The organism is Sphingobium xenophagum (assembly GCF_002288285.1).
In the GTDB taxonomy this organism is placed as follows: Bacteria; Pseudomonadota; Alphaproteobacteria; order Sphingomonadales; family Sphingomonadaceae; genus Sphingobium; species Sphingobium xenophagum.
The window spans coordinates 604,972-627,198 of sequence record NZ_CP022746.1 but is presented as its reverse complement, the minus strand read 5'-3'; the positions used below and the strand labels follow the sequence as shown (position 1 = coordinate 627,198).

The 22,227-nt window shown below is 62.3% G+C and carries 20 protein-coding genes; 7 read left to right on the top strand and 13 right to left on the bottom strand.

What is annotated here, in order from left to right; translation table 11 throughout:
• Window positions 1-12: 12 nt before the first annotated feature.
• Window positions 13-1,431: a porin gene (locus CJD35_RS17685; protein WP_017182434.1), complete on the top strand. Its 1,419-nt coding sequence runs from the start codon at window positions 13-15 to the stop codon at window positions 1,429-1,431.
• 66 nt (window positions 1,432-1,497) lie between these two features.
• On the opposite strand, the gene CJD35_RS17680 is transcribed toward CJD35_RS17685, so the two are convergent.
• Together CJD35_RS17680 and CJD35_RS17675 are read right to left on the bottom strand one after the other, a co-directional pair.
• Window positions 1,498-2,436 carry an SDR family NAD(P)-dependent oxidoreductase gene (locus tag CJD35_RS17680; RefSeq protein WP_095687297.1) on the bottom strand — a complete coding sequence of 313 codons (939 nt, stop codon included), beginning with the start codon at window positions 2,434-2,436 and terminating at the stop codon, window positions 1,498-1,500.
• A gap of 10 nt (window positions 2,437-2,446) precedes the next feature.
• Window positions 2,447-3,328, bottom strand: a complete 882-nt coding sequence (locus CJD35_RS17675) for a beta-keto acid cleavage family enzyme (protein ID WP_380789501.1) — start codon at window positions 3,326-3,328, stop codon at window positions 2,447-2,449.
• Between the two features lie 112 nt (window positions 3,329-3,440).
• Between CJD35_RS17675 and CJD35_RS17670 the strand changes: the two genes are divergently transcribed.
• The gene (locus tag CJD35_RS17670) at window positions 3,441-4,274 is read left to right on the top strand and encodes a helix-turn-helix transcriptional regulator (RefSeq protein WP_017182431.1); all 834 of its coding nucleotides are present in this window, start codon (window positions 3,441-3,443) and stop codon (window positions 4,272-4,274) included.
• Between the two features lie 242 nt (window positions 4,275-4,516).
• Here the strand turns inward: CJD35_RS17670 and CJD35_RS17665 are convergent, their stop codons facing one another.
• The gene (locus CJD35_RS17665) at window positions 4,517-5,209 is read right to left on the bottom strand and encodes a CDP-alcohol phosphatidyltransferase family protein (protein WP_026002267.1); all 693 of its coding nucleotides are present in this window, start codon (window positions 5,207-5,209) and stop codon (window positions 4,517-4,519) included.
• Window positions 5,210-5,670: 461 nt separating this feature from the next.
• Between CJD35_RS17665 and CJD35_RS17660 the strand changes: the two genes are divergently transcribed.
• Window positions 5,671-7,278, top strand: coding sequence for an alpha-amylase family glycosyl hydrolase (locus tag CJD35_RS17660; RefSeq protein WP_017182429.1), 1,608 nt, complete (start codon window positions 5,671-5,673; stop codon window positions 7,276-7,278).
• Window positions 7,279-7,281: 3 nt separating this feature from the next.
• On the opposite strand, the gene CJD35_RS17655 is transcribed toward CJD35_RS17660, so the two are convergent.
• From CJD35_RS17655 to CJD35_RS17630, 6 genes are read right to left on the bottom strand one after another with little or no spacing between them, the layout of a single operon-like run.
• On the bottom strand, window positions 7,282-8,277 hold the full coding sequence (locus CJD35_RS17655; RefSeq protein ID WP_017182428.1) for an NAD(P)H-dependent flavin oxidoreductase: 996 nt from the start codon (window positions 8,275-8,277) through the stop codon (window positions 7,282-7,284).
• A complete protein-coding gene (locus tag CJD35_RS17650) occupies window positions 8,277-9,440 on the bottom strand; it encodes an acetyl-CoA C-acetyltransferase (RefSeq protein WP_017182427.1) in 1,164 nt (387 codons plus the stop codon). Before CJD35_RS17650 ends, CJD35_RS17655 begins: the two co-directional genes overlap by 1 nt.
• A gap of 4 nt (window positions 9,441-9,444) precedes the next feature.
• Window positions 9,445-10,227: an enoyl-CoA hydratase/isomerase family protein gene (locus CJD35_RS17645; RefSeq protein WP_017182426.1), complete on the bottom strand. Its 783-nt coding sequence runs from the start codon at window positions 10,225-10,227 to the stop codon at window positions 9,445-9,447.
• The gene (locus tag CJD35_RS17640; RefSeq protein ID WP_017182425.1) at window positions 10,227-10,988 is read right to left on the bottom strand and encodes an SDR family NAD(P)-dependent oxidoreductase; all 762 of its coding nucleotides are present in this window, start codon (window positions 10,986-10,988) and stop codon (window positions 10,227-10,229) included. The genes CJD35_RS17645 and CJD35_RS17640 overlap by 1 nt, the downstream gene beginning before the upstream one ends.
• A gap of 17 nt (window positions 10,989-11,005) precedes the next feature.
• Window positions 11,006-12,190: an acetyl-CoA C-acyltransferase gene (locus tag CJD35_RS17635; protein ID WP_026002265.1), complete on the bottom strand. Its 1,185-nt coding sequence runs from the start codon at window positions 12,188-12,190 to the stop codon at window positions 11,006-11,008.
• An 11-nt stretch (window positions 12,191-12,201) separates the two neighbouring features.
• The gene (locus CJD35_RS17630) at window positions 12,202-13,326 is read right to left on the bottom strand and encodes an acyl-CoA dehydrogenase family protein (RefSeq protein ID WP_017182423.1); all 1,125 of its coding nucleotides are present in this window, start codon (window positions 13,324-13,326) and stop codon (window positions 12,202-12,204) included.
• 84 nt (window positions 13,327-13,410) lie between these two features.
• Here CJD35_RS17630 and CJD35_RS17625 point away from each other — a divergent pair, with 84 nt between their 5' ends.
• Complete coding sequence (locus tag CJD35_RS17625) at window positions 13,411-14,040, top strand: TetR/AcrR family transcriptional regulator (RefSeq protein WP_017182422.1); 630 nt, start codon at window positions 13,411-13,413, stop codon at window positions 14,038-14,040.
• Here CJD35_RS17625 and CJD35_RS17620 read toward each other — a convergent pair whose 3' ends face one another.
• Both CJD35_RS17620 and CJD35_RS17615 read right to left on the bottom strand, forming a co-directional pair.
• The gene (locus tag CJD35_RS17620; RefSeq protein ID WP_017182421.1) at window positions 14,041-14,466 is read right to left on the bottom strand and encodes an acyl-CoA thioesterase; all 426 of its coding nucleotides are present in this window, start codon (window positions 14,464-14,466) and stop codon (window positions 14,041-14,043) included.
• On the bottom strand, window positions 14,463-15,131 hold the full coding sequence (locus CJD35_RS17615) for a glutathione S-transferase family protein (RefSeq protein ID WP_017182420.1): 669 nt from the start codon (window positions 15,129-15,131) through the stop codon (window positions 14,463-14,465). Before CJD35_RS17615 ends, CJD35_RS17620 begins: the two co-directional genes overlap by 4 nt.
• Before the next feature lie 238 nt (window positions 15,132-15,369).
• Here CJD35_RS17615 and CJD35_RS17610 point away from each other — a divergent pair, with 238 nt between their 5' ends.
• From CJD35_RS17610 to CJD35_RS17600, 3 genes are read left to right on the top strand one after another with little or no spacing between them, the layout of a single operon-like run.
• On the top strand, window positions 15,370-16,122 hold the full coding sequence (locus CJD35_RS17610; RefSeq protein WP_017182419.1) for a glutathione S-transferase family protein: 753 nt from the start codon (window positions 15,370-15,372) through the stop codon (window positions 16,120-16,122).
• A gap of 5 nt (window positions 16,123-16,127) precedes the next feature.
• Window positions 16,128-16,949 (top strand): glutathione S-transferase family protein, encoded by an 822-nt coding sequence (locus tag CJD35_RS17605; protein ID WP_241763618.1) that lies wholly within the window; start codon window positions 16,128-16,130, stop codon window positions 16,947-16,949.
• A gap of 10 nt (window positions 16,950-16,959) precedes the next feature.
• Entirely contained in the window at window positions 16,960-18,396 is a 1,437-nt protein-coding gene (locus tag CJD35_RS17600) for an aldehyde dehydrogenase family protein (RefSeq protein ID WP_026002264.1), read from the top strand.
• 78 nt (window positions 18,397-18,474) lie between these two features.
• Here CJD35_RS17600 and CJD35_RS17595 read toward each other — a convergent pair whose 3' ends face one another.
• Together CJD35_RS17595 and CJD35_RS17590 are read right to left on the bottom strand one after the other, a co-directional pair.
• Window positions 18,475-19,560 (bottom strand): NAD(P)-dependent alcohol dehydrogenase, encoded by a 1,086-nt coding sequence (locus CJD35_RS17595; protein WP_017182416.1) that lies wholly within the window; start codon window positions 19,558-19,560, stop codon window positions 18,475-18,477.
• A gap of 2 nt (window positions 19,561-19,562) precedes the next feature.
• Window positions 19,563-22,148, bottom strand: coding sequence for a TonB-dependent receptor (locus tag CJD35_RS17590; RefSeq protein ID WP_017182415.1), 2,586 nt, complete (start codon window positions 22,146-22,148; stop codon window positions 19,563-19,565).
• Window positions 22,149-22,227: the final 79 nt, after the last annotated feature.

Sequence of the window (22,227 nt, the reverse complement as noted above, 5' to 3'; positions counted from 1 at the left end):
AGGGGCGAGCGAATGATCGGATCGAAACATTTCCAGATGGGCCTGGCGGTCAGCCTGCTGGCGTTGATGCCGCAGGCCGCACAAGCCCAGACGGTAGAGCAGTTGCAAGCGCAGATCGACGAGCTCAAAGCCCAGGTTCAATCGCTGATGACGGCCCTTGCTGCGAACAAGAACCAAGCAGCGCCCGTCGTCGCGCAGGTGCCGCCGCAGTCTGCCGCGCCCACCACGACACCGGCCCCGGCTTCCATTGTGCTGGCATCGGCCCCCGCACCGACCCCTGCTGCCAAAGCGGGCAAGTCCAAGGCCTGGTATGACCGGTTGACCCTGCGCGGCTATACCCAGATGCGCTACAATGCCTTCCTGTCCGGCGATGACAGTGCGCCTGCTGGCCAGTCGCGGCTGCGTTCCGTGCATGATAGCGGGATTTCGGATCGGGGCGGTTTCTCGCTGCGTCGTGTCCGTCTGGTCATCCAAGGGGACGTTTCGGATCGCGTCTCGCTCTATCTCCAACCCGACTTCGCTACCGCCGTCAATAATCAGGCGGGCGGCGAACGGCGCGAGGGCTTTGCCCAGTTGCGCGACGCTTATGCCGACATTTTCCTCGACAAGGCCAAGACATTCCGCCTGCGCTTTGGCCAGTCGAAAGTGCCCTATGGCTGGGAAAATATGCAGTCATCGTCCAACCGGCTGACACTGGACCGCAGCGACGCGATCAACAGCGCGGTTCCGGGTGAACGGGATCTGGGTGTGATCGCCTATTACACCCCGCCTTCGGTTCAGAAAATCTGGGATGATCTGGCCGATGACGGGCAAAAATTGTTCGGTAATTACGGCGCTTTCGGCATCGGTGTGTTCAACGGGCAAGGCATCAACAAGACGGAACAGAATCGCGGCCTGATGAAGGTAGCGCTGGCGACATGGCCGTTCGAGATTGGCGACCAGGTCGTCGAATTTGGTGGATCGGCCATGATGAACGACGTCCAGCCCGAACTGCGCAGCGGCGGCGTCAGTCCTGTCACCTACAAGGACAACCGCGTTGGCCTGCACGCCATGCTCTATCCCAAGCCCTTTGGCATCCAGGCCGAATGGAATTGGGGCAAGGGGCCGCAATATGATGTCGCCACCCAGTCGATCCAGACGAAGAACCTGCAAGGCGGCTATGTTCAGGCGATGATGCGTCTGCCCACGGAAGGTCTGGGATCGTTGATGCCCTATGGCCGCTGGCAGCATTATCGTGGCGGCTGGAAGGCCGGGACCAACGCTCCGCGTCTGGAAACCGACGAATTTGAACTGGGGCTGGAATGGCAACCATGGAAGGCGCTGGAAATCACGATGGCTTATGCCCGGATGAAGCGCGCTGAAGCGGACGAACGCCGCACCGGCCGCGCCGAAGGCAATCTGATCCGCACCCAGGTTCAGTGGAATTACTGATCAGCCCGCTGATCCAAAAAGCTGACCGGGCTAGCCCCTTCTCGCCCGGCCAGAGGCACATGATGTTCAATTGGCGACAGTTTCCTTCGCTGTGCGCCGCGCGAGTTGTTCGTCGAATGCAGGATTGGACAACAGGAAACCAATTTCCCTGGCGCGTGCCTGATTGACGGTTTCCTGTGGCATCGATGCCATGATCGCATCGAAGCGCGATTGCATACCCGGCGCAAATTCCGGGTGGGTCAGTATATAGAGGTCATTTGCGCGGATGCCCGCCAGCACCCGCTCACCCACTTCGTCCGCACTCATCCAGAGTGGTGAGACGGGGCGCTTTTCCAGTTCTTCCTCGCGCTCACGATAGCCGCTATCTTCACGATATTCCGCGGGCCGCAATTCGCCGCTATGGGCGATATTGCTCTGCACAGGCCCCGGCATGAACGCCGATACGCCTATATTCTCTGCCGCGAGTTCCCCACATATGGCTTCCGATATGCCCAGCACAGCCGCCTTGGCAGCGGTGTAAATGGCCGAATAATTGATGGGAAGAAGGGCCGACTGGGACGATGTCGTGACGATCTGACCGCCCTCGCCATGCGCCTTGATCCGGGGAAGGATGGTGACGAGGCCGTTGATTACCCCGCCCAGATTGACGCCCATGCCCCAATCCCAATCGTCAAAGCGTGCTTCCAGTACCGGCCCCATCACGCCGACTCCGGCATTGCCGACCAGTATATGGATTTTCCCGAATCGCGCCTCCGCAGCATCGGCCGCCCGCGCGAAAGCAGGCCGATCCGTAACGTCCAACTCCACGGTTTCGACCTGCTGGTCTGCCGCCAGATCGGCTTTGGCTGCCGCCAAGGCACTCTGCCGAATATCGGCGATCACCACATTGGCCCCGGCGCGCACCAGCGCCCGCGCTATGCCAAGGCCGATGCCGTTCGCGCCGCCGGTAATGAAGGCCGTCCGCCCCCGCAGATCGGCCATCGGTGCTGTGATTGCCTGCATCATTTCCCTCTCCTTATTGTTTCAGGCCAAGCATCGCGCGAGTCTCTCCTGCGCTGGCGATATCGCCGCCCATGCGCTCGACCATTTCCACACCCCAGCGCACCAGATCGGCATTGTCAGCCGCCAAACGTCCACGCCGCAGATAGATGGTGTCTTCAAAACCGACCCTGACATTGCCGCCCAGCAGCACCGATTGGGCCGCCATCGGGAAGCTGTGGCGGCTGACCCCGAAGCCCGTGAACGGCGTGTCGCGCGGTATCTGGTTTCTGGCGTAGAGCATCGCTTCGGTCGTGGCGGGCAGACCATATTTGGTCCCCAGTACGAAGGTGAAGGGCGCGTTTTTCGGAATCGCGCCCTTGGCCATCAGATCGTCGGCAAAGACGAAGTCCCCAGCCTCGAAACATTCAATCTCCGGCAAGACGCCGGCATCCTGGATCATATGACCCATGGTCGTGATCATCGGGTCGAGGTTGATCGCGACGCCGCCCCAAAGCTGCATGGTGCAAATGTCGAGCGTGCACATGTCGGGTTTCAGGTCCAGAATATGCTCCAACCGTCGTTCCGCCGTGAACATCAGGGTGCCGGGGCCACAGACCGCGGGATCATCATCGCTCTGCATCCAAGTGCAGCCAGGGCCGGTCGTGACGTTCAGGATCACTTCGTCATTCTTCGCGCGAATGAGGCCTACCACCTCGCGATAATCGTCCAGCGCCTGTGATGGATCGCCGGTTTCGCGGTCTCGCACATGCAAATGGATGATCGCCGCGCCAGCCTGCGCCGCGGCCAGCGCTTCGGCCGCGACATGATCGGGCCGGAACGGGAAATTGGGATGATCGGGCATGGGTGAGCTTCCCGTCACCGCGCAGGTCAGAAATAGCTTGCCAGCCAACCGCACTCTCCTGTCTTGTGTCGGGCATGTCGCCGACCCTTGAACAGGGGTCTTGCAGAGGAAACGGCACGCAAGAAGGCCGTTGAGTGTCCCATTATAGAGAGTAACTGGATAAGGCATGGCACAGCGGGAAGAATTGTCGCGTTTCCTGAAAGCCGCCCGCGCCAAGCTGGCACCGGCCGACGTTGGCCTGCCTGCGGGCGAACGCCGCCGGACGCGCGGCCTGCGGCGCGAGGAGGTGGCGACGCTCGCCGGGATGAGCGTGACTTGGTACACATGGTTCGAACAGGGTCGCGAGGTGCAATTATCCGCGCCGATGCTGGAACGACTTAGCCGCACTCTGCGCCTTAGTCCCAATGAGCGCGAATTTCTCTTCGCCCTGGCTCAGCACCGCCCGCCGCCACTGGCAACCCGCCGCGACGAGACGATCCATGCAGGCACGCAACATCTCATGGACTCGCTGTCCATTCCCGCGCTTGTCATCGTGGAGGATTGGACGGTCATTGGCTGGAACCGACTGGTCTCCCGCGCCTTTCGCGATTACAGCCAGATGCCGCGCGATCAGCGCAACCTGTTCCGCATCCTGATGCTCAATCCGCGCTATCGGGCCGATCCCGACAAGTTTCGCGACATGTGCCGCCGCCTGATCGCGCGCTTCAAATGGGATTATAGCCGCACCAGCCAGCCCGACGTCTTTGAAGGCATCATTGCCGACATGATGGAACAGTCCGAATTTTTCCGTCAATATTGGCAGGAATCGGAAATCATGGCGCATTTCGAAGATACGAACATCGCCGATATGCCCGGGGTCGGCGAAATCATGTTCCGCCATACCAGCTACGCGATCGAGGAAGCGCCGGGGCAGAGGCTATTGCTGTTCGCGCCACTGGATGATGTCAGCGCAACGCGTCTGGCGCAGCTGGTGGCGGAAGCTGATGCGGTCTGCGCCTGATTGGATCGGCCACCAACAAGCCTCTTCTCCAGCCGGGCAATTATGCTATAGTGCCCGGCATAATATAATTGAGAGGAAACCATGCTTTTACTGGCGCGGTGTCTGGACTGGCTTTGCCTGGCGTTTGCTTCGGGCGTTCAGGATGAAATGCGCCTGAACGAGTTGATTTTGCGTGCGAAGCAGCGATCGACCGCTGCGCATGACGCAAGCGCACAATCTCTGCCACGTCGCTGAAACCAGTCTTACCGACCCGCATCCTTTGCGTCGCTGATCGCCAGACGCTTTGCCGTGACCAGCGTCTGAATGACGAACAGCAGGATCAGGACGACGGAAACGGTGCCGACGAACAGGTCGAACCCCGAAATCGCGCCGAACCAACCCGGCGCATAGCCGAGCGCCATCATCGCCAGCGTCATGCCGATCAGCATCAGCCGCAATTCCGTCGGTCCCGCGGACAGGTAGGACAGTTTGAACTCCCCCACCACGCGCGCGGCCAGATAGGCATGGATCGACAACAGCAGATACCCCGCCAGCGCCACCAACGCCACGTCCATGCGGATATAGGGGCTGGCCCCCATCCCGGCCAAAATCAGCAAGGTCGCCAGCCCGTCGCAACTATGGTCGATAAAATAGCCATAGGAGGGCCGCTCGATCTTGCGAAACCGGGCCAGGCTGCCATCCATCGAATCGCCGAACCATTGCAGGACATAGCCACCAATGGCGAGCCACAGCCAATGGACTTCCAGGCTGCTGGCGGCATAGCCGGCGAAAATGGCGAAGGCTCCGATCATGCCGAGCACGGTCAAAACATCTGGCGTCACCCATAACGGCATCCGGGCGCAAAGCCAGTTGAGGAGGCGGCGTTCGGATGCTGCCAGCACATTTTGCTGGATACGATCGATCGGTGGAGAAGATGGGCCGGAGGGCAATGTCATGGTGCCTTATGACGAACGCATGACGGTGTGACAATCACTCCGCCATCTCCAGTCGTCGAAAATGACGATTATATTACGCATTGCCGCCCGGCTCATGCCCAATCGAGCGTTGAAATGCACAAAAAAAGGGCCGATCCGAAGACCAGCCCGTAAAAGTTTAGGAGAGGATGCCTGAAAGGCACCCCCTATGTCCGGCAAATCACGCTTTGCTGCAAGTGCGAAAACCTTGTTCGCGGTTGCAAAATATGCATCTGCCGTATCGGCACAGCTTTCCGTAGCGGAAGCTTTGCGCGCCTTCGTTCACTGCGGATGGCGGGGGAAAGCGAATCGGTCGCCGGTGCGGGATTTGCCCGATAGACGACTCGCGCCAAGCGGGGCTTCACCTGTCATATCCGGTGTGTAGATTGGCGTGGTTGCGGCGGTGCCGATTTGCCGCCCGTCCTGATCGGAGCGAAACAATAATGCCCAATTCCGCCGATAATGCTGACCAACCATGGTGGAAGGGTGCGGTCCTCTATCAGATTTATCCGCGCAGCTTTCAGGATAGCAATGATGATGGCATTGGCGATCTGAACGGGATTACGCAGCGGCTTGATCATATCGCCCGGCTGGGGGCGGACGCGATCTGGATTTCCCCCTTCTACCCTTCGCCGATGCGTGATTTTGGTTATGACATTGCCGATTATTGCGATGTCGATCCGATATTTGGAACCCTCGCGGATTTCGATGCGCTGGTTGCCCGCGCCCACGCTTTGGGGCTCAAGGTCACGATCGATCAGGTTTTCGCCCATAGCTCGGACCTGCATGACTGGTTCACGCAAAGCCGCGCCAGTCGCAACGGCGACAAGGCGGACTGGTATGTCTGGGCCGATCCTCAGGCAGACGGCACACCGCCCAACAACTGGCAGTCGGTGTTCGGTGGCCCGGCCTGGACATGGGATGCGCGGCGCGGGCAATATTATATGCACCAGTTCCTGACCAGCCAGCCACAACTCAACGTCCACAATTCGCAAGTGCAGGATGCGCTGCTGGATGTCATGCGTTTCTGGCTGGATCGCGGCGTGGACGGCTTTCGTCTCGACGCCCTCAATCATGCGATGCACGACCCCGAATTCCGTGACAATCCTCCCGCCCCGGACGATGGTAGCCCGCGCACACGGCCATTCGACTTTCAAATCAAGCGCTATAGCCAGTCGCACCCCGCCATCATTCCCTTTGTCGAGCGCATCCGGACATTGTGCAACGAATATGGCGCGATCTTCACGGTGGCCGAGGTAGGCGGGGCGCTCGCCGAGGAGGAGATGAAAGCCTATACCGCCGGGGAGAAGCGCCTCAACAGCGCCTATGGCTTTACCTTCCTCTACGCACCCGTACTCACCCCGGCGCTGGTCGCGGAAACGGTCGATCGCTGGCCCGACGAGCCGGATATGGGCTGGCCAAGCTGGGCCTTCGAAAATCACGACGCGCCCCGCGCCCTGTCGCGATGGTGCGCCCCTGAAGATCGCCCGGCCTTTGCGCGGATGAAGATGACGCTCCTGATGGCGCTGCGCGGCAACGCCATCCTCTATCAGGGGGAGGAGTTGGGCATCACGCAGGTCGATATTCCGTTCGAGCGATTGCAGGATCCAGAAGCCATCGCGAACTGGCCGTTGACCCTGTCGCGTGACGGCGCGCGCACGCCCCTGCCATGGGCGGCCGACGCCGCGCAGGCTGGTTTTTCGGGCGTCGAACCCTGGCTGCCCCATGGCGAGGATCATCTGGCGCTTGCCGTGGATCAGCAGGAAGCCGACCCTGGATCGCTACTGCACTTCACCCGCGCCATGCTGGCGCTGCGCAAGGCCAATCCGGCTCTGCGCCATGGCGCGCTCGACATCCTCGTGGCCGACGAAGCCTGCCTGGCGTTTCGGCGGACGTGCGCCGATCAGTCTTTGCTCTGCTTGTTCAATCTGTCGAGTGAAGCGATCGCGCGGCCAGTCGATCTTGACGGGTCGGGGCGCATCCTGATGGCCGTCAACGGGGCAGCGCCGGGCGATTTGCCACCCTATGCCGCCCTGCTGATCGAACAATGAGGCTCAGGCCGCGACCAACTGCGTGCGCAGCATGTCGTTCAACCGGCCGCTTATGATCGCTTCGGCATCACTCACGATCCGTTTGACCAGCGCGTCGCACGTCGGAATGTCGTGGATCAGCCCCTGGACCTGCCCGGCCCAGATCAGCCCGGCGTCCAGATCGCCCGTTTCCAGTGCAACCCGCCCCTTTGCCCCGGATACCAGCGGTTGGATGTCCTGAAACACTGCGTCCTCGCGCAGTGAAATCTCAACAACCTGATCGGACACGCTGTTCTTGGCTACACGCCCGGTATTGTGGAACTTGCGGAAGATGAGGTTCGTCCCCCGCTCGTCATTATCGACCAGAAACTGCTTCACATTGTCATGGATAGGCGCTTCAACGGTAGCGCAGAAGCGCGTTCCCATATTGATGCCGTCCGCGCCCAGCGCCAGCGCCGCGGCAAGCCCGCGCCCGTCGCCAAAGCCACCGCTGGCGATCATGGGAATCGTCAGCTTGTCGGCAGCGGCGGGGATCAGGATCAGGCCTGGAACATCATCCTCGCCCGGATGCCCGGCACACTCAAACCCGTCGATCGAAATCGCGTCCACGCCCATCCGTTGCGCCGACAAGGCGTGACGCACCGCCGTGCATTTATGGACGACGATGACGCCATGCGCCTTGAAATGGTCGACATGCTCCTGCGGCTTGTGCCCGGCGGTCTCCACGATCTTCACGCCGCTATCGATGATCGCCTTGCGATATTCGGCATAGGGCGGCGGGTTGACCGACGGCAGGATGGTGAGGTTCACCCCAAACGGCTTGTCGGTCATCGTGCGGCAACGGTCGATTTCGCGGCGCAGATCGTCGGGCGTTGGCTGGGTCAGCGCGGTCAATATACCAAGGCCGCCTGCATTGGAGACTGCGGCGGCCAGTTCTGCCCGGCCAACCCACATCATCCCGCCCTGGACGATCGGATGCTCGATCCCGCACAGATCGGTGAAGCGCGTCCTGATCCCCATTACAGCGCCTCTACGATCGTCACATTGGCGACACCGCCGCCTTCGCACATCGTCTGCAGGCCATAGCGCTTGCCACGAGCCTTGAGCGCGTGGATCAGCGTGCTCATCAACTTGGTGCCGCTGGCCCCCAGCGGATGCCCCAGTGCAATCGCGCCGCCATTGACGTTGAGCTTGGCCGGGTCCGCGCCGATCGCCTTCAGCCATGCCATCGGGATCGCCGCGAACGCCTCGTTCACCTCGAACAGGTCGATGTCGTTCAGGCTGAGGCCCGACCGCTCAAACGCGCGCCGGGTCGCCGGGATCGGTTCTTCCAGCATGATGACCGGATCGCCTGCCGTCACGGTCAGATTGACGATGCGCGCCATGGGTTTCAGGTTGAACCGCTTGATCGCCGCTTCGCTGGCGACCAGCACGCCCGACGCGCCATCGGTCATCTGGCTGGCATTGGCAGCGGTAATCGTCCCGCCTTCCTCCAGCGTCTTGACGCTGGCCATCGCCTCCATCGTGCCACCGCGCCGGACGCCATCGTCGATGTCGAAAAGGCCTTCGGGAGTCTCGACCCCGACGATTTCGGCCTTGAACGCGCCATTGTCGATCGCCGCCGCCGCCTTGGCATGGCTGGCGAGCGCATAGGCGTCCATTTCCTCGCGGGTGAAGCCATATTTGTTGGCGACCGCCTGTGCGCCGTGAAACTGGCTGAATTCAGCAACGCCATAACGGTTCTGGATGCTCTTTGGCCAGGGGCCGATACCCACGCCAGCGGCGGCGTGGAGCTTGTAATTGGACCCCATCGGCACCCGCGTCATGCTTTCCGCACCCGCCGCGATCACCAGATCCTGCGTGCCGGACATGATCGCCTGCGCGGCGAAGTGCAGCGCCTGCTGCGAAGACCCGCATTGCCGGTCGATGGTCACGGCGGGGACGCTGTCGGGCAGCTTCGATGCGAGCACGAGGTTGCGGCCTAAGGCAAAGGCTTGTTCGCCCGCCTGGCTGACGCAGCCGACGATCACATCGTCAATGGCTGCCGGATCGACGCCGGTGCGATCGACCAGCGCGTTGAGAATGGTCGCGCCCATATCGGCGGGATGTACGTCGATCAACCCGCCCTTGCGCGCCCTGCCCCCGGCAGTACGGACGGCTTCAACAATATAGGCTTCTGCCATGCTATCAAACTCCCCTGAAATTGGCGGTGCGCTTTGCGAGTAATGCGCTCAGCCCCTCTTCGCTTTCCGGCCCCGCCCCTGCCCTCGCCATGCTGCGCAGTTCGCGGTCCAGTTGCGTCTCCAGCCCGGTCTCGAAACTGTCGGCCAGCAGCGCGCGACTGGCGGCCAGCGCTGCCATCGGAGCGTCGGCAAGCGCGGCCGCTGCCTTCAATCCCTCGTCTGCCAGAGCCTCGTCGTCCACAATGCGCGTCACCAGCCCGATCGCCTCGGCCTCGTCAGCCTTGATCCGGCGGTTGGTCAGGATGATGTCCTGCGCCTTGCGCAGTCCCACCAGACGGGGCAACAGCCAACTGAGGCCGCCGTCTGGCGTCAGTCCGATCGCGCCATAAGCAGCGGTGAAATGGGCCGACCGCGCGCCGATCACGACATCGCCCAGCATGGCCAGGCTGAACCCCGCGCCCGCCGCCGGGCCGTTGACCAATGTGACCAAAGGCTTGGGCGCGCGCGCCAGTCGGGCAACGGCGGCGTGGAACGTGGCGATCAGCTCGCTCAGCACGTCCGATCGTCTGTCGCCTGCGCCGGCCAGCAACTGCACGTCGCCACCCGCACAGAATAACCGCCCATTGCCGGTCAGCACGATACAACGGATCATATCGTCGGTCTGGCACCGGATCGCCGCCGCCAGCAGCGCGCGCGCCAGTGGCAGGTCGATGGCATTGCCTGCCGCTGGCCGGTCGAGCGTGATCCGCCCGATCCCGTCCTCGACCGTAAAGGCGATCCCGTCCATTAACGCGGCGTCATGCGAATGGCGCCATCCAGCCGGATGACCTCACCATTCAGCATCGGATTGCGGACGATCGATTCGACCAGTTGAGCATATTCCGCCGGTTTGCCAAGGCGACTGGGATGGGGCACCTGCGCGCCCAGCGCATCTTGCACATGCTGTGGGAACGCCTCCAGCATGGGGGTCAGGAAAATGCCCGGCGCGATGGTCATCACGCGGATCTTGTGCTGCGCCAGATCGCGCGCGATCGGCAGGGTCATGCCGACCACACCGCCCTTGGACGCGCTATAGGCCGCCTGGCCGATCTGCCCGTCATAGGCCGCGACGGAGGCTGTGTTGACGATCACGCCGCGCTCGCCGTCAATCTCCTCCGCCGCGGCGAGCCGGGCGGAAAATTTGGAAATGACGTTGAACGTGCCGATCAGGTTGACGGTCACGGTCTTGGCGAACGTGTCGAGCGGATGGGGCGCATTCTCCTTCCCCACCGTCTTGACCGCAGGTGCGATCCCCGCACAATTGACCAGGATGCGGGCGACGCCATGCGCTGCTTCTGCGGCATCCAGTCCTGCCGCGACGCTGGCGTCATCGGCGACATTGACCCCGACATAGATGCCGCCCAATTCCGCGGCGACTGCCTTGCCCGCTTCCTCATTCAGGTCGAAGATCGCAACCTTGGCCCCCTGCGCTGCCAGCATCGTCGCCGTCGCCTTGCCAAGGCCCGAAGCTCCGCCGGTAACGATGGCTGGCAAACCATTGATATTCATAACTATACCCCCTGCTATCAGGCCAGTTCGATCGCCATCGCGGTTGCTTCGCCGCCGCCGATGCACAGGCTGGCAACACCGCGCTTCAGCCCGCGCGTTTCCAGCGCGCCGATCAGCGTCGCGACGATGCGCGCGCCCGACGCGCCGATCGGATGACCGAGCGCCGTCGCGCCGCCATTGACGTTCAGCTTATCCGCCGGGATGCCCAATTCCTTGGCGGCGATCATCGCGACGACGGCAAAGGCTTCGTTGACCTCGAACAGGTCGACATCGTCGACCGTCCAGCCTGCCTTTTCCAGCAGCTTGCGCATCGCCGGGACCGGGGCGGTGGTGAATTTGGATGGTTCATGAGCGTGTGCGGCAGTGGCCACGACGCGGGCGACGATCTTCATCCCCTGCCTGGTCGCGACGCTTTGCCGCGTCATCACCAGCGCGGCCGCACCGTCCGAAATGGACGACGCATTGGCGGCGGTGATCGTGCCATCCTTGACGAAGGCAGGCTTGAGGCCCGGTATCTTGTCCGGCCGCGCCTTGCCCGGCTGTTCGTCAGTGTCGACGACCGTGTCGCCACCCCGGCCCTTGACCGTCACCGGCGTGATTTCGCGGACGAACGCCCCGCTGCCGATCGCCGCATTGGCGAGTTCGAGCGAACGGATGGCATAGTCATCCTGATCGGCGCGGCTGAACTGATAGTCGCGCACCGCTTCTTCGGCGAACACGCCCATCGCCTTGCCGGGTTCATAGGCATCTTCCAGCCCGTCCATCATCATCGTGTCGATGATCCGGTCATGACCGATCCGCGCGCCGCCGCGATGCTTGGGCAGGGCATAGGGGGCATTGGTCATGCTCTCCATGCCGCCGGCGATCACGACATCGACAGCGCCCGATGCCAGCGCCTCATGCGCCATGATCGCGGCCTGCATGCCCGAACCGCACATCTTGTTGACGGTCGTGGCCTCAGTGTTCAGGCCAAGGCCCGCGCCCAGCGCCGCCTGGCGCGCAGGCGCCTGCCCGAGACCCGCAGGCAGGACGCAGCCCATATAGATGCGATCGACCGCGTCGACCGACACGCCCGCGCGCTCGACCGCTGCCTTGACCGCCGCTGCGCCCAGTTCCGTGGCCTTGAGGGGCGACAAGACGCCCTGAAAACCGCCCATCGGCGTGCGGGCATAGCTGGCGATGACGACCGGATCGTCCTGCATATCCATTCCTTTCAAAGACTGCGCGCGATGACCATGCGCTGTATGTCCGACGTGCCTTCGTAAATCTGGCATACCCGCACATCGCGATAGATTTTGGCGACGCCATATTCTTCCAGATAGCCATAGCCACCCAGCGTCTGGAGCGCGCCCGACACGATCTGTTCGGCCGCTTCCGATGCAAACAGCTTGGCCATGGAGGCTTCGGTCAGGCAGGGCTGGCCCGCATCCTTGACCTGTGCGGCGTTGAGCACCAGTTGCCGCGCGGCTTCCAGCCGGGTGGCCAGGTCTGCGAGGCGGAAGCCGACCGCCTGATGTTCCATGATCGGCTTGCCAAAGCTTTTGCGATCCTTGGCATAGGCGACCGCGATGTCGAGCGCGGCCTGCGCCATGCCGACGCATTGCGCGGCGATGCCGATGCGGCCGGTCTCTAGATTCGCGAGCGCTATGCGGTAACCTTGCCCTGGCTCACCGATCAGCAGCTCATCCTCGACGAACATATCGTCGAAGCGCAGCGCGCAGGTGTCCGACGCGCCCTGCCCCATCTTATGTTCGACCTTGTCGACGCTATAGCCGGGCCGGTCGGTCGGCACGATGAATACCGACAGGCCCTTCTTGCCTGCGTCCGGGTCCGTCACCGCGACCAGCATGACCACGCCTGCTATCTTGCCCGACGTGATGAACTGCTTGGCGCCGGAGATGCGCCAACCGCCATCGACCTTGATAGCGCGGGTGCGGACTGCCGAGGCGTCCGACCCGGCGTCTGCCTCGGTCAGGGCGAAGGCGCCGATTGTCCGGCCGCCGATCAAATCGGGCAGGAAGCGGGCTTTCTGCGCCTCACTGCCATCCTTGAGCAGGCCGGAAACCAGGATGCTGTTCTGGATCGACACGATGGTGGACAATGCCCCATCCGCCGCCGCCAGTTCGATCAGCGCCAGCGCGTAGGATACGGCGTCCGCTTCCGCACCGCCAAAGCATTCCGGTGCGGTCATGCCCCACAGGCCCAGTCCTGCCATCTCTTCGAACAGAGCAGACGGATAGCCGCCCTCCGCCTCGAAACGGGCGCTATGCGGCCGGATCGCGTCCTGCGCGAAGCTGCGCACCGTGTCGCGGATGGCTGTCTGGATTTCCGTCAGCATAAAACCCGATCGTCTCTTATATACTCACGGGTATATTGATTATCGACCGGTTTCTTGTCAAGAGAAACGGGTACGGAGACCAGCTTGCCCCGACCGAACGCCGCACCATCCCCCTTCCGATCGCGCGAGGAGCGCGAACGCGATCGTGAGGAGAAGCGCGAAGCCGTGCTGCGCGCCGCGGTACGCATGTTCAACGCGCGCGGTTTTCACGCCACCTCGCTCGACGACGTGGCCGCGAGCCTGGGGATCAGCAAGCCGACCATCTACCATTATCTGGGCAATAAGGAGCAGGTGCTGATCGAGTGTGTGACGCGCGGTCTGCAATTGCTGAGCGCTGCCGCGGATACGGCGCGCGCGCAGCCCGGCGACGGCCTTGCCAGGTTGCGCAGCGTCCTGCGCCGCTATGCACTGGTGATGATGGACGATTTTGGTCGCTGCGTCGTGCGCACTGGCGACGAATTTCTTTCCGCTGAGGGGGCGGCGCTGTTCCGCGCGCGCAAGCGGGCGATCGATCTGTCGATGCGCGCGCTGATCGAAGATGGCATCGCCGATGGTTCGATTGCGCCGCTCGACGTGCGCATGACCGCCTTCACCCTGGCGGGCGCGCTCAATTGGCCGGGGCGCTGGCATGATCCGGATGGGCCGCTCAGCGCCGAACAGGTCGCCGATTCGCTGGTCGATATATTGATCAGCGGCCTCGCCCCACGCGCCTGATCAGTCAGGGGCGAACAGGGCGCGCACCGCGTCTGGCACCCGCTGCGCGCGCAAACCGCCGGGGCGGGTCGTATCCGCTATGGTCCACACGCGCTTTTCGGTGCATTCCACGCACAGCCTGCCATCGAGTGACAGGCGGTGCGCGACGGTAAAGCTGCTATTGCCGAATATGGGCGCGTCCGCTTCCACCAGCACATCGTCGCCATAGGCGGTCGGCACGAAAAAGCGCGCCGATACGTCCACCATCGGGAAGCCCGCAAAGGGCATGGTCGCCAGCATCTCACGCTTTTTGGGCAACCCGGCCTGTTCGAACAGCAGCATGGTGCTTTGGCCGAAAATGTCGAAATAGCGCGGGGCGTGAACGATGCCGGCGGGGTCGCAATGGCCCCATTCGATGCGGACGGTCCGCTGGAGAAATGCTGTCACGCGATGATGGTCTTTCCTTGCAAAATGGTCTTTTCCGCCATGTCCTGCGCCGATGGCGGTTCTGGCACCAGCAGTCCGCGCTGCACCGCAGGACGTTCGGCGATCCGGTCATACCAGCGCAAAAGATGGGGAAATCCGTCTATCTCCACCCCGGCCCAATCATGGCCGCGTACCCAGGGGAAACAGGCAATGTCGGCAATGGAATAATCACCGACCAGATAGTCGCGGGTCGCCAGTTGCGCGTCCAGAACGCCCAACAATCGTTGGCTTTCGCGGGTGTAGCGATCGATCACGGATGGCAGCTTTTCTTCGAAATAGCGATTAAATACCGTTGCCTGACCCATCATTGGGCCAAGCCCCGACATCTGCCACATCACCCACTGGATCACCTGACTGCGCGCCTGTGCGTCGGCGGGAATGAAGCGGTCATATTTTTCCGCCAGATACAGCAGGATCGCGCCCGACTCAAAAACAGCGAAATCGCCCGCCTCATGATCGATCAGCGTCGGGATGCGACCATTGGGGTTGAGCGCGACATACCAGTCCTGCTTCTGCACTCGGTCGGTCAGCGCAATCGGCGTTACCGTGTAAGGAACGCCCAGTTCCTCCAGCAGGATCGAGACCTTCCAGCCATTGGGTGTCTCTGACGTCAGCAATTCGAGCATCCGCTTCTCTCCCCGGCGGGATCTTTGCCCGCTCGTGCATCACCCAAGCAAAGCGCGGCCGTCCCGGCAAGGCGAGTGGCGGCGCTATCATTGGCAGTGACAGGTTGCGGCCTCCGCCAGCCCGCCGGGTAGCGCCACTGATAGTATAGACAGACGACTTGCGGGCGCTGGCCCGCCCCTGCACCACGGGCAGCGAAAGCGCACAGACGCTGCACATCACAAGGTGAGGAAGTCTGCCATGTTGACGCTCTACAGCTTCGGTCCGGCTGCAAATTCGATGAAACCGCTGCTAACGCTTTATGAAAAGGGGCTGGAGTTCACGCCCCGCTTCGTCGATCCGACCCGGTTCGAGCATCATGAGGATTGGTTCAAAGCAATCAATCCGCGCGGTCAGGTGCCCGCGCTCGACCACGACGGGCATATCATCACCGAATCGACAGTGATCTGCGAATATCTGGAGGACGCATTCCCCGATGCCCCCCGGCTGCGCCCGGCCGACCCGGTAGGGATCGCGGAGATGCGCGTCTGGACCAAATGGGTGGACGAATATTTCTGCTGGTGCGTGTCCACCATTGGCTGGGAACGGATGATCGGCCCGATGGCGCGCAAGTTGAGCGATGAGGAATTTGAGGAGAAGCTGAAGCATATCCCGATACCGGAACAGCAGGCCAAATGGCGCAATGCCCGCGCAGGATTCCCGCAGGCGGTGCTGGACGAGGAAATGCGCAAGATTCGCGTCTCGATCGACCGGCTGGAGAAACGCCTGGCGCAGAGCCCCTGGCTGGCGGGCGACGAATATACGCTGGCCGATATCTGTAATTTCGCGATCGCGAACGGGATGCAATTTGGTCATGCCGATATCGTTAACGGGCAAGCCACGCCGCATCTGCTTGCCTGGATCGAGCGGATCAACGCCCGCCCGGCCACGCAGGCGATGTTTGCCAAATCGCAAACGGAAATGCCGCCGCGCCCGGCCATGTCGGCGGCGTGACGGCCATGGCATGGTGCGACGAACCGCCCGGCGGCCAGCTACGGATGTATCATATCCCCGGCTGCCCCTTTTCCGAGCGGATTGAGTTGTTGCTCGACCTGAAAGGGCTGCACGACATCATGGCCGACCATGAGATCGACATATCGCTGGCCCGGCCCGACTGGCTGCTCGCCAAGACGCGCGGCACGACGTCGCTGCCCGCGCTGGAACTGGAAAATGGCGAAACGCTGAAGGAAAGCATGGTCATCATGCGCTATTTCGAAGATCGCTTTCCCGATCCTGCGGTGGCGCGGCACGACCCGTATGAACATGCCGTCGAGGCGATGCTGTGCGCGGCTGACGGGCAGTTTACGGGGGCAGGATACCGCATGATCCTGAACCGGGATCGGGAAAAGCGCGACGCACATCAGGCCGAAGTCGATGCGCAATATGCGCGGCTGGACGATTTTCTGCGCCATTATGCGCCCGACCGCGACTATCTGTTCGACAGGTTCGGCTGGGCAGAGGTCGCCTTCACTCCCATGTTCAAACGGTTATGGTTTCTCGACTATTATGAAGCCTATGAGATCCCGCAGCATCTGACCCGATTGCTGCGCTGGCGCGAAGCCTGCCTGTCGCATCCCGTTGCGCAGCGCCATCATGGCCATGATGAGTTGATGACGCTCTATTATGACTATGCCCAGGGTGGCGGCAACGGGCGCCTGCCGGAAGGCCGCCGCATCTCCAGCTTCACGCTCGATCCGCCCTGGACCAACCGCCCCATGCCGCCGCGCGACAAATGGGGAAAGCCCGCCACTGATGCCGACCTTGGCCTTCTTCACGCATAAGGACCTGCCCATGCCCAATACATGCAAACATTATATCGATGGCCAATGGGTCGACAGCCAGGGGGGGCGCACGATTGCGGTGATGAACCCCGCAACCGATGCCAGCGCGACAGACATGATCCTTGGCACCGCAGCCGATGTCGATGCCGCCGTGATCGCCGCGCGCCGCGCATTTGAGACCTTCTCGCTCACCAGCAAGGAGGAAAGGATCGCGCTGCTGGAGCGGATTATGGCGGAATATCAAAAGCGCATCCCCGACATGGCTCGCGCGATTGCGACCGAAATGGGCTGTCCCATCTCGATCGCGCAGACGGCGCAGGCTGGGTCGGGTCTTGGTCATCTGGCGCAGTCGCTCGCGGCGCTGAAAGACTATGAATTCAGCGAGAAAATCGGCGACAACAGGGTGGTGCGCGAAGCGATCGGCGTGGTTGCGCTGATCACGCCGTGGAATTGGCCGATGAACCAGATCGTCGCCAAAGTTGGCCCCGCCCTGGCGGCAGGCTGCACGATGATCCTCAAACCCTCCGAGGAGGCGCCCAGTTGCGCCGCGATCTTTGCCGAGATCATGCACGCCGCGGCTGTCCCGGCCGGTGTGTTCAATCTGGTGCAGGGCGATGGCGACGGGGTCGGTACGGCACTGGCGAGGCATCCTGACATCGATATGGTGAGTTTCACCGGGTCGACGCGTGCCGGAATCATGGTCGCCAAGAACGCAGCCGATACCGTCAAGCGCGTCGCGCAGGAACTGGGCGGCAAGTCACCCAACATCATTTTGCAAGGTACGCCGCTGGACATCGCTCTGCCCGGTGGCGTGGGCGGCGTGCTGCTTAACAGCGGCCAGAGTTGCGTCGCACCGACGCGCATGCTGGTGCATCGTTCCCAACATGACGAAGCGGCACAAAAGGTCGGCGCCATGTTCGCGGCCAAGAAGGTCGGCGATCCGCAAAGCGAGGGCGACCATATTGGCCCAGTCGTCAGCCAGCGCCAGTGGGACCGCATCCAGTCACTGATCCAGACCGGGATTGACGAGGGCGCAACGCTGGTAACAGGTGGCCTTGGTCGTCCTGACGGGATGGATCATGGCAGCTATGTACGCCCGACGGTGTTCGCCAATGTGACGCCGGACATGACGATCGCTCGTGAGGAGATTTTCGGCCCTGTGCTGGTGCTGATGCCCTATGACGATGATGAGGCAGCGATCCGCATCGCCAATGATACGCCCTATGGCCTTGGCGCCTATGTCGCGGGTGATCCGGCCCATGCGCGCAAGTTCGTCAGCCGCCTGCGGGCGGGCGCGGTGTTCGTCAACGCGGGCGGCCTGGCCTTCGACATGCCCTTTGGCGGCTACAAGCAATCGGGCAATGGCCGCGAATTCGGCCGCTTCGGGCTGGAGGAGTTTCTGGAAGTCAAGTCCGTCATCGGCGCTCTGCCGGAAGGGGTGGATTGATGGTGGCCGGGACGTCCTGCTGCTGTCCACGCACTGCATGAAGATCGAGGACTGACGGCCGCTTCCTGCGAGCGGCCGTCAGTCCTGTGGCATCAACACTACCGGCTTGATCACCGCCCCGCTTTCCGACGCGGCAAAGGCAGCTTCCAGATCGGCAAAGGCATAGCGCTTGATCAGCTTCTCCAGCGGCAGCCGACCTTCGCGATAATAAGTGATCAGGCGCGGGATGAATAGCTGCGGGTCGATGCCCCCTTCCACCACGCCGACAATCCGTCGTCCCATGCTCATGATGGATGAAGGGTCGATCGTGAAGCCGCCCGGCGGATAAGCGCCGACCAGCGCCAGCGTGCCGCGCTGTGCCAGCCGATCGACCGCAAGGCCGAGCAGCGCCGGGACGCCGGTGGTATCGGCGATATGATCGAACTGTCCGTCAAGCGCGGCCAGATCATCGCCTGTCTCGGTCGCGCCCAGTTCGCGCGCGAGCGCAAGGCGGCTGGCATGGCGATCAATCACCGCAATCCGTCCCGCGCCCGCAATGACCGCCGCCATCAGGGCCGACAGGCCGACGGCGCCGGCACCCAGTATCGCAATCGACTGGCCGGGTTGCACCTGTAATGTTTCCAGCACCGTCCCTGCGCCGGTCTGCACTCCGCACCCCAGAGGCGCCAGAATGTCGAGCGGCAGGTCGCGATCGATCCGCACGACATTGTCGCTATGGGCAAGAGCATGGGTGGCAAAGGATGACTGGCCGAATATATTGCCGCCGATCCGCTCGTCCCCACGCCAGATGCCGCCCTGCCCCGGCGGCGTCACGCCCAGAAAGTTGCGCGGCACAAATTCCGCGCAATAGCCGGGCTGATGATCGTGGCAGGCGCTGCACGCGCCGCAACTATGAAAGCTCAGCAACACATGATCGCCTGGTGCGACCCCATCCACGCCTGGCCCCACGGCATCGACGACGCCAGCGCCTTCATGGCCCAATATGACGGGGAACGGGATAGGCAGCGCCCCGTCGCGCATCACCATGTCGGTATGGCAGATGCCGCAGGCATGGAGCCGTACCCTGATCTGGCCCGGCCCAGGCGCATCCATGGCCAGTTTTTCGAAACGGAAGGGGTTGCCAGCCCCCTCCACCACCGCCGCGTCGATCGCGATGCTACCCATGATCAGAATTCGAACCCGAAGCGAACATACCATTCGCGTGGACGGTTATAGGTGCCAAACATAGCCCCCGCCGCGATGTTCGACCCGCCGGATGTCAGGAAGCGCTTGTCCGTGAGGTTGGTGCCGCCCGCCGTGAGCGACCAGTGGCCGTCGGGTTCGCGATAGCTGATCGAGGCGTTCACGATGTCGGTCGATACACGCTTGAGCAGCAAGGTCCGCTGCGTATCGTTCCACGCGCTGGACGTATAGGTCCAGTCCGCCAGCAGCACCACCGATCCGCCATTGCCCAGCGTCGCTTCATAACGCGGACTGAGATTGACCTTCCATTTGGGCGTTTTGGGGAGAGATTCGCCCACCAAAGTGCCCGCCTGGAAGGGGTTGGCTCCGCCGACAGCCGCAGCCCCTGCCGACACCGACGTATATTGGGCGTCGATATAGCCGATCGCGCCGTTGATCGTCAGGCCATCGACAGGCGCCGCAACCATTTCCAGTTCGAACCCGCGAATACGCGCGTCGCCCGCATTGGCAATGGTTGGCGACGTGCCGATCTGAATATTGAGCTGAATGTCGCGATATTTGGTCGAGAACAACGCCGCATTGAGTTGCAGATGGCGGTCGAGCAGCGTCGACTTGATGCCCGCTTCCCAGGTCGTCGCCTTTTCCTCGTTAAAGTCGGGTGCGACATTGCCCTGCGGGTTGGTGAGGCGCGTGGTCCAACCACCCGTCTTATACCCCTTCGACCAGCTGCCATAGAGCATGACATCTTCCGACGGGTGGAGTTGCACCCCGACCTTGGGCGAAAAATCGCTGAATTTCTTGCGATTGACGCCCGGCGTATAGACGCGCACCGGGTTGGTCGGATCAGGATAGCTCAATCCCACCTGGCATGGGATCGGCGCCAGCGGAAACGGGCCGCCGGGGAAGATATTGCCATTGGCGTCGGCGCAGCCGAACAGCTTATAATTAAACCCGTTCAGTTCCTGCTGCCCGCCTTCGAACCGCTTGCGTTCATTGGTGTAGCGCCCGCCGATGGTGATGCCGATCAGGTCGATGGGCCGATAGTCGATCTGGCCGAAGAAGGCGTAATTTTTGGTGCTCAACTGGTTGGGGCCATCGACCTGCACCAGACCTTCGCCAAAGGTCACATAGTCATGCAGGTCGCCCGCTTCCTTGAAATAATAGGCCCCCAGCACATAGCGCAGCTTTTCATCGAACGCATTGCCGAGCAGCTGGAATTCCTGGCTGAACTGCCACTGGTTCATGGTGAAGCTGAGTTGCAGGAAGTTGAGCGGCGACCCGTCGGCATCCAGCCCTGCATTCCAGTGCAATTCACGATAGGCCGTGATCGATTTGAGCGCGATATTGTCGGCCAGATCGAAGTCGACAATGCCGCTCAACCCCCAGCTTTCCAGATTGGAATAGCTGTTGCCGCTGGCATAGCTGCGGTCCTTGTTGGCAATCAGGTAGCGGCCATCCCAGGGCAGCCGGTCATTCGCCGGGTTGCCATCGACATTCGCGCTGGCGACGCTGGCCAGCTGGAATTGCGGATTGAACTGGGTACCCGATACGCCGCACAGCGCCTGGGCGTTGCGCGCCGCAATTTCCGCGCCCGTGCTGCCGATGCAGAAATTATACAGGCCGGCAAACAGGAAGCCGGTAGTCCCGGTCGGGTCGAAGGCCGTACCGGGCAGGTTGGTCGTGCCAGCGAAATTGCCGGGTACGAATTCAGCCGTGCCGATCAGCTTGTTGGCGGACGTCCCCTTGTCCTTGCTATAGTCGCCGGAGAAGGTCGCCCGCACAGCGCCGCCATTGTCCCAGCGCAGCTTTCCGCGCAGGTTCCAGTTGTCGTTGGCCCCTTCCTTGTTGGCGCTGTCATAGCCAGCGGCGGAAAAGGCGGTGAAGGGGGGCGCATTATTGGCGCGCTGGTCCGGATAGCGCAGGCGCTTGAGAAACCCGTCGCGCGACTTGATGCCAAAGGTCAAGGCAGAGCTGAGGCCATCGGTGATGGGGACGGTTACGGATCCGCGCGCCTGGAACAGATTGTAGCTGCCCACCGTCACATCGCCCTTCGCCTTGAACGCGCTGCCCGGATCGGCAGTGACAATGGAGATCGAGCCGCCGATCGTGTTGCGACCAAACAGCGTTCCTTGCGGCCCCTTGAGGATTTCAACCCGTTCGACGTCCAGCAGATCCTGGTTCGCGCCGACGGTACGGGCGAGATAGACGCCGTCCAGATAGATGCCGACGCCCGGATCGATGTTGAAGGCGAAATCGTCCGAGCCGATGCCACGAATATAGGCGGACAGCACGGCGGTGGAGCCGGAGAAGGGCGTGCCTGCGTCCAGATTGACGTTGGGGGTGATAGCCGAGAGCTGCGCCACGCTGCCGACGGCCCGTTCCTGCAAGGATTCAGAGGTAAAGGCCGAAATGGCGATCGGCACGTCCTGCACATTTTCCGCGCGTTTCTGCGCGGTTACGACGATTTCGGCGATGCCGCCGCTTTGTTCGGCATCCTGCGCCATTGCTGGAGTTACGACCAGCGCGCTGGACGCCATCAGCATCGCAATCATGGACTTGCCCATCTTCATCTCCCCTGGAACATCGCGCCTGTATCGGCGGCTTGATGTCCTGATAGGCGCTATGGAGGCAAAGGTCTTGGATTCAGAC

Bases quoted from the DNA above. Each gene is read 5' to 3' on its own strand.
- CJD35_RS17600 (WP_026002264.1), top strand. From the start codon at position 16,960: ATGCCCAATACATGCAAACATTATATCGATGGCCAATGGGTCGACAGC.
- CJD35_RS17590 (WP_017182415.1), bottom strand. From the start codon at position 22,148: ATGAAGATGGGCAAGTCCATGATTGCGATGCTGATGGCGTCCAGCGCG.
- CJD35_RS17630 (WP_017182423.1), bottom strand. From the start codon at position 13,326: ATGCTGACGGAAATCCAGACAGCCATCCGCGACACGGTGCGCAGCTTC.
- CJD35_RS17660 (WP_017182429.1), top strand. From the start codon at position 5,671: ATGCCCAATTCCGCCGATAATGCTGACCAACCATGGTGGAAGGGTGCG.
- CJD35_RS17640 (WP_017182425.1), bottom strand. From the start codon at position 10,988: ATGAATATCAATGGTTTGCCAGCCATCGTTACCGGCGGAGCTTCGGGC.
- CJD35_RS17650 (WP_017182427.1), bottom strand. From the start codon at position 9,440: ATGGCAGAAGCCTATATTGTTGAAGCCGTCCGTACTGCCGGGGGCAGG.
- CJD35_RS17655 (WP_017182428.1), bottom strand. From the start codon at position 8,277: ATGGGGATCAGGACGCGCTTCACCGATCTGTGCGGGATCGAGCATCCG.
- CJD35_RS17680 (WP_095687297.1), bottom strand. From the start codon at position 2,436: ATGATGCAGGCAATCACAGCACCGATGGCCGATCTGCGGGGGCGGACG.
- CJD35_RS17685 (WP_017182434.1), top strand. From the start codon at position 13: ATGATCGGATCGAAACATTTCCAGATGGGCCTGGCGGTCAGCCTGCTG.
- CJD35_RS17615 (WP_017182420.1), bottom strand. From the start codon at position 15,131: ATGCTCGAATTGCTGACGTCAGAGACACCCAATGGCTGGAAGGTCTCG.
- CJD35_RS17605 (WP_241763618.1), top strand. From the start codon at position 16,128: ATGGCATGGTGCGACGAACCGCCCGGCGGCCAGCTACGGATGTATCAT.
- CJD35_RS17610 (WP_017182419.1), top strand. From the start codon at position 15,370: ATGTTGACGCTCTACAGCTTCGGTCCGGCTGCAAATTCGATGAAACCG.
- CJD35_RS17665 (WP_026002267.1), bottom strand. From the start codon at position 5,209: ATGACATTGCCCTCCGGCCCATCTTCTCCACCGATCGATCGTATCCAG.
- CJD35_RS17670 (WP_017182431.1), top strand. From the start codon at position 3,441: ATGGCACAGCGGGAAGAATTGTCGCGTTTCCTGAAAGCCGCCCGCGCC.
- CJD35_RS17635 (WP_026002265.1), bottom strand. From the start codon at position 12,190: ATGCAGGACGATCCGGTCGTCATCGCCAGCTATGCCCGCACGCCGATG.
- CJD35_RS17645 (WP_017182426.1), bottom strand. From the start codon at position 10,227: ATGGACGGGATCGCCTTTACGGTCGAGGACGGGATCGGGCGGATCACG.
- CJD35_RS17595 (WP_017182416.1), bottom strand. From the start codon at position 19,560: ATGGGTAGCATCGCGATCGACGCGGCGGTGGTGGAGGGGGCTGGCAAC.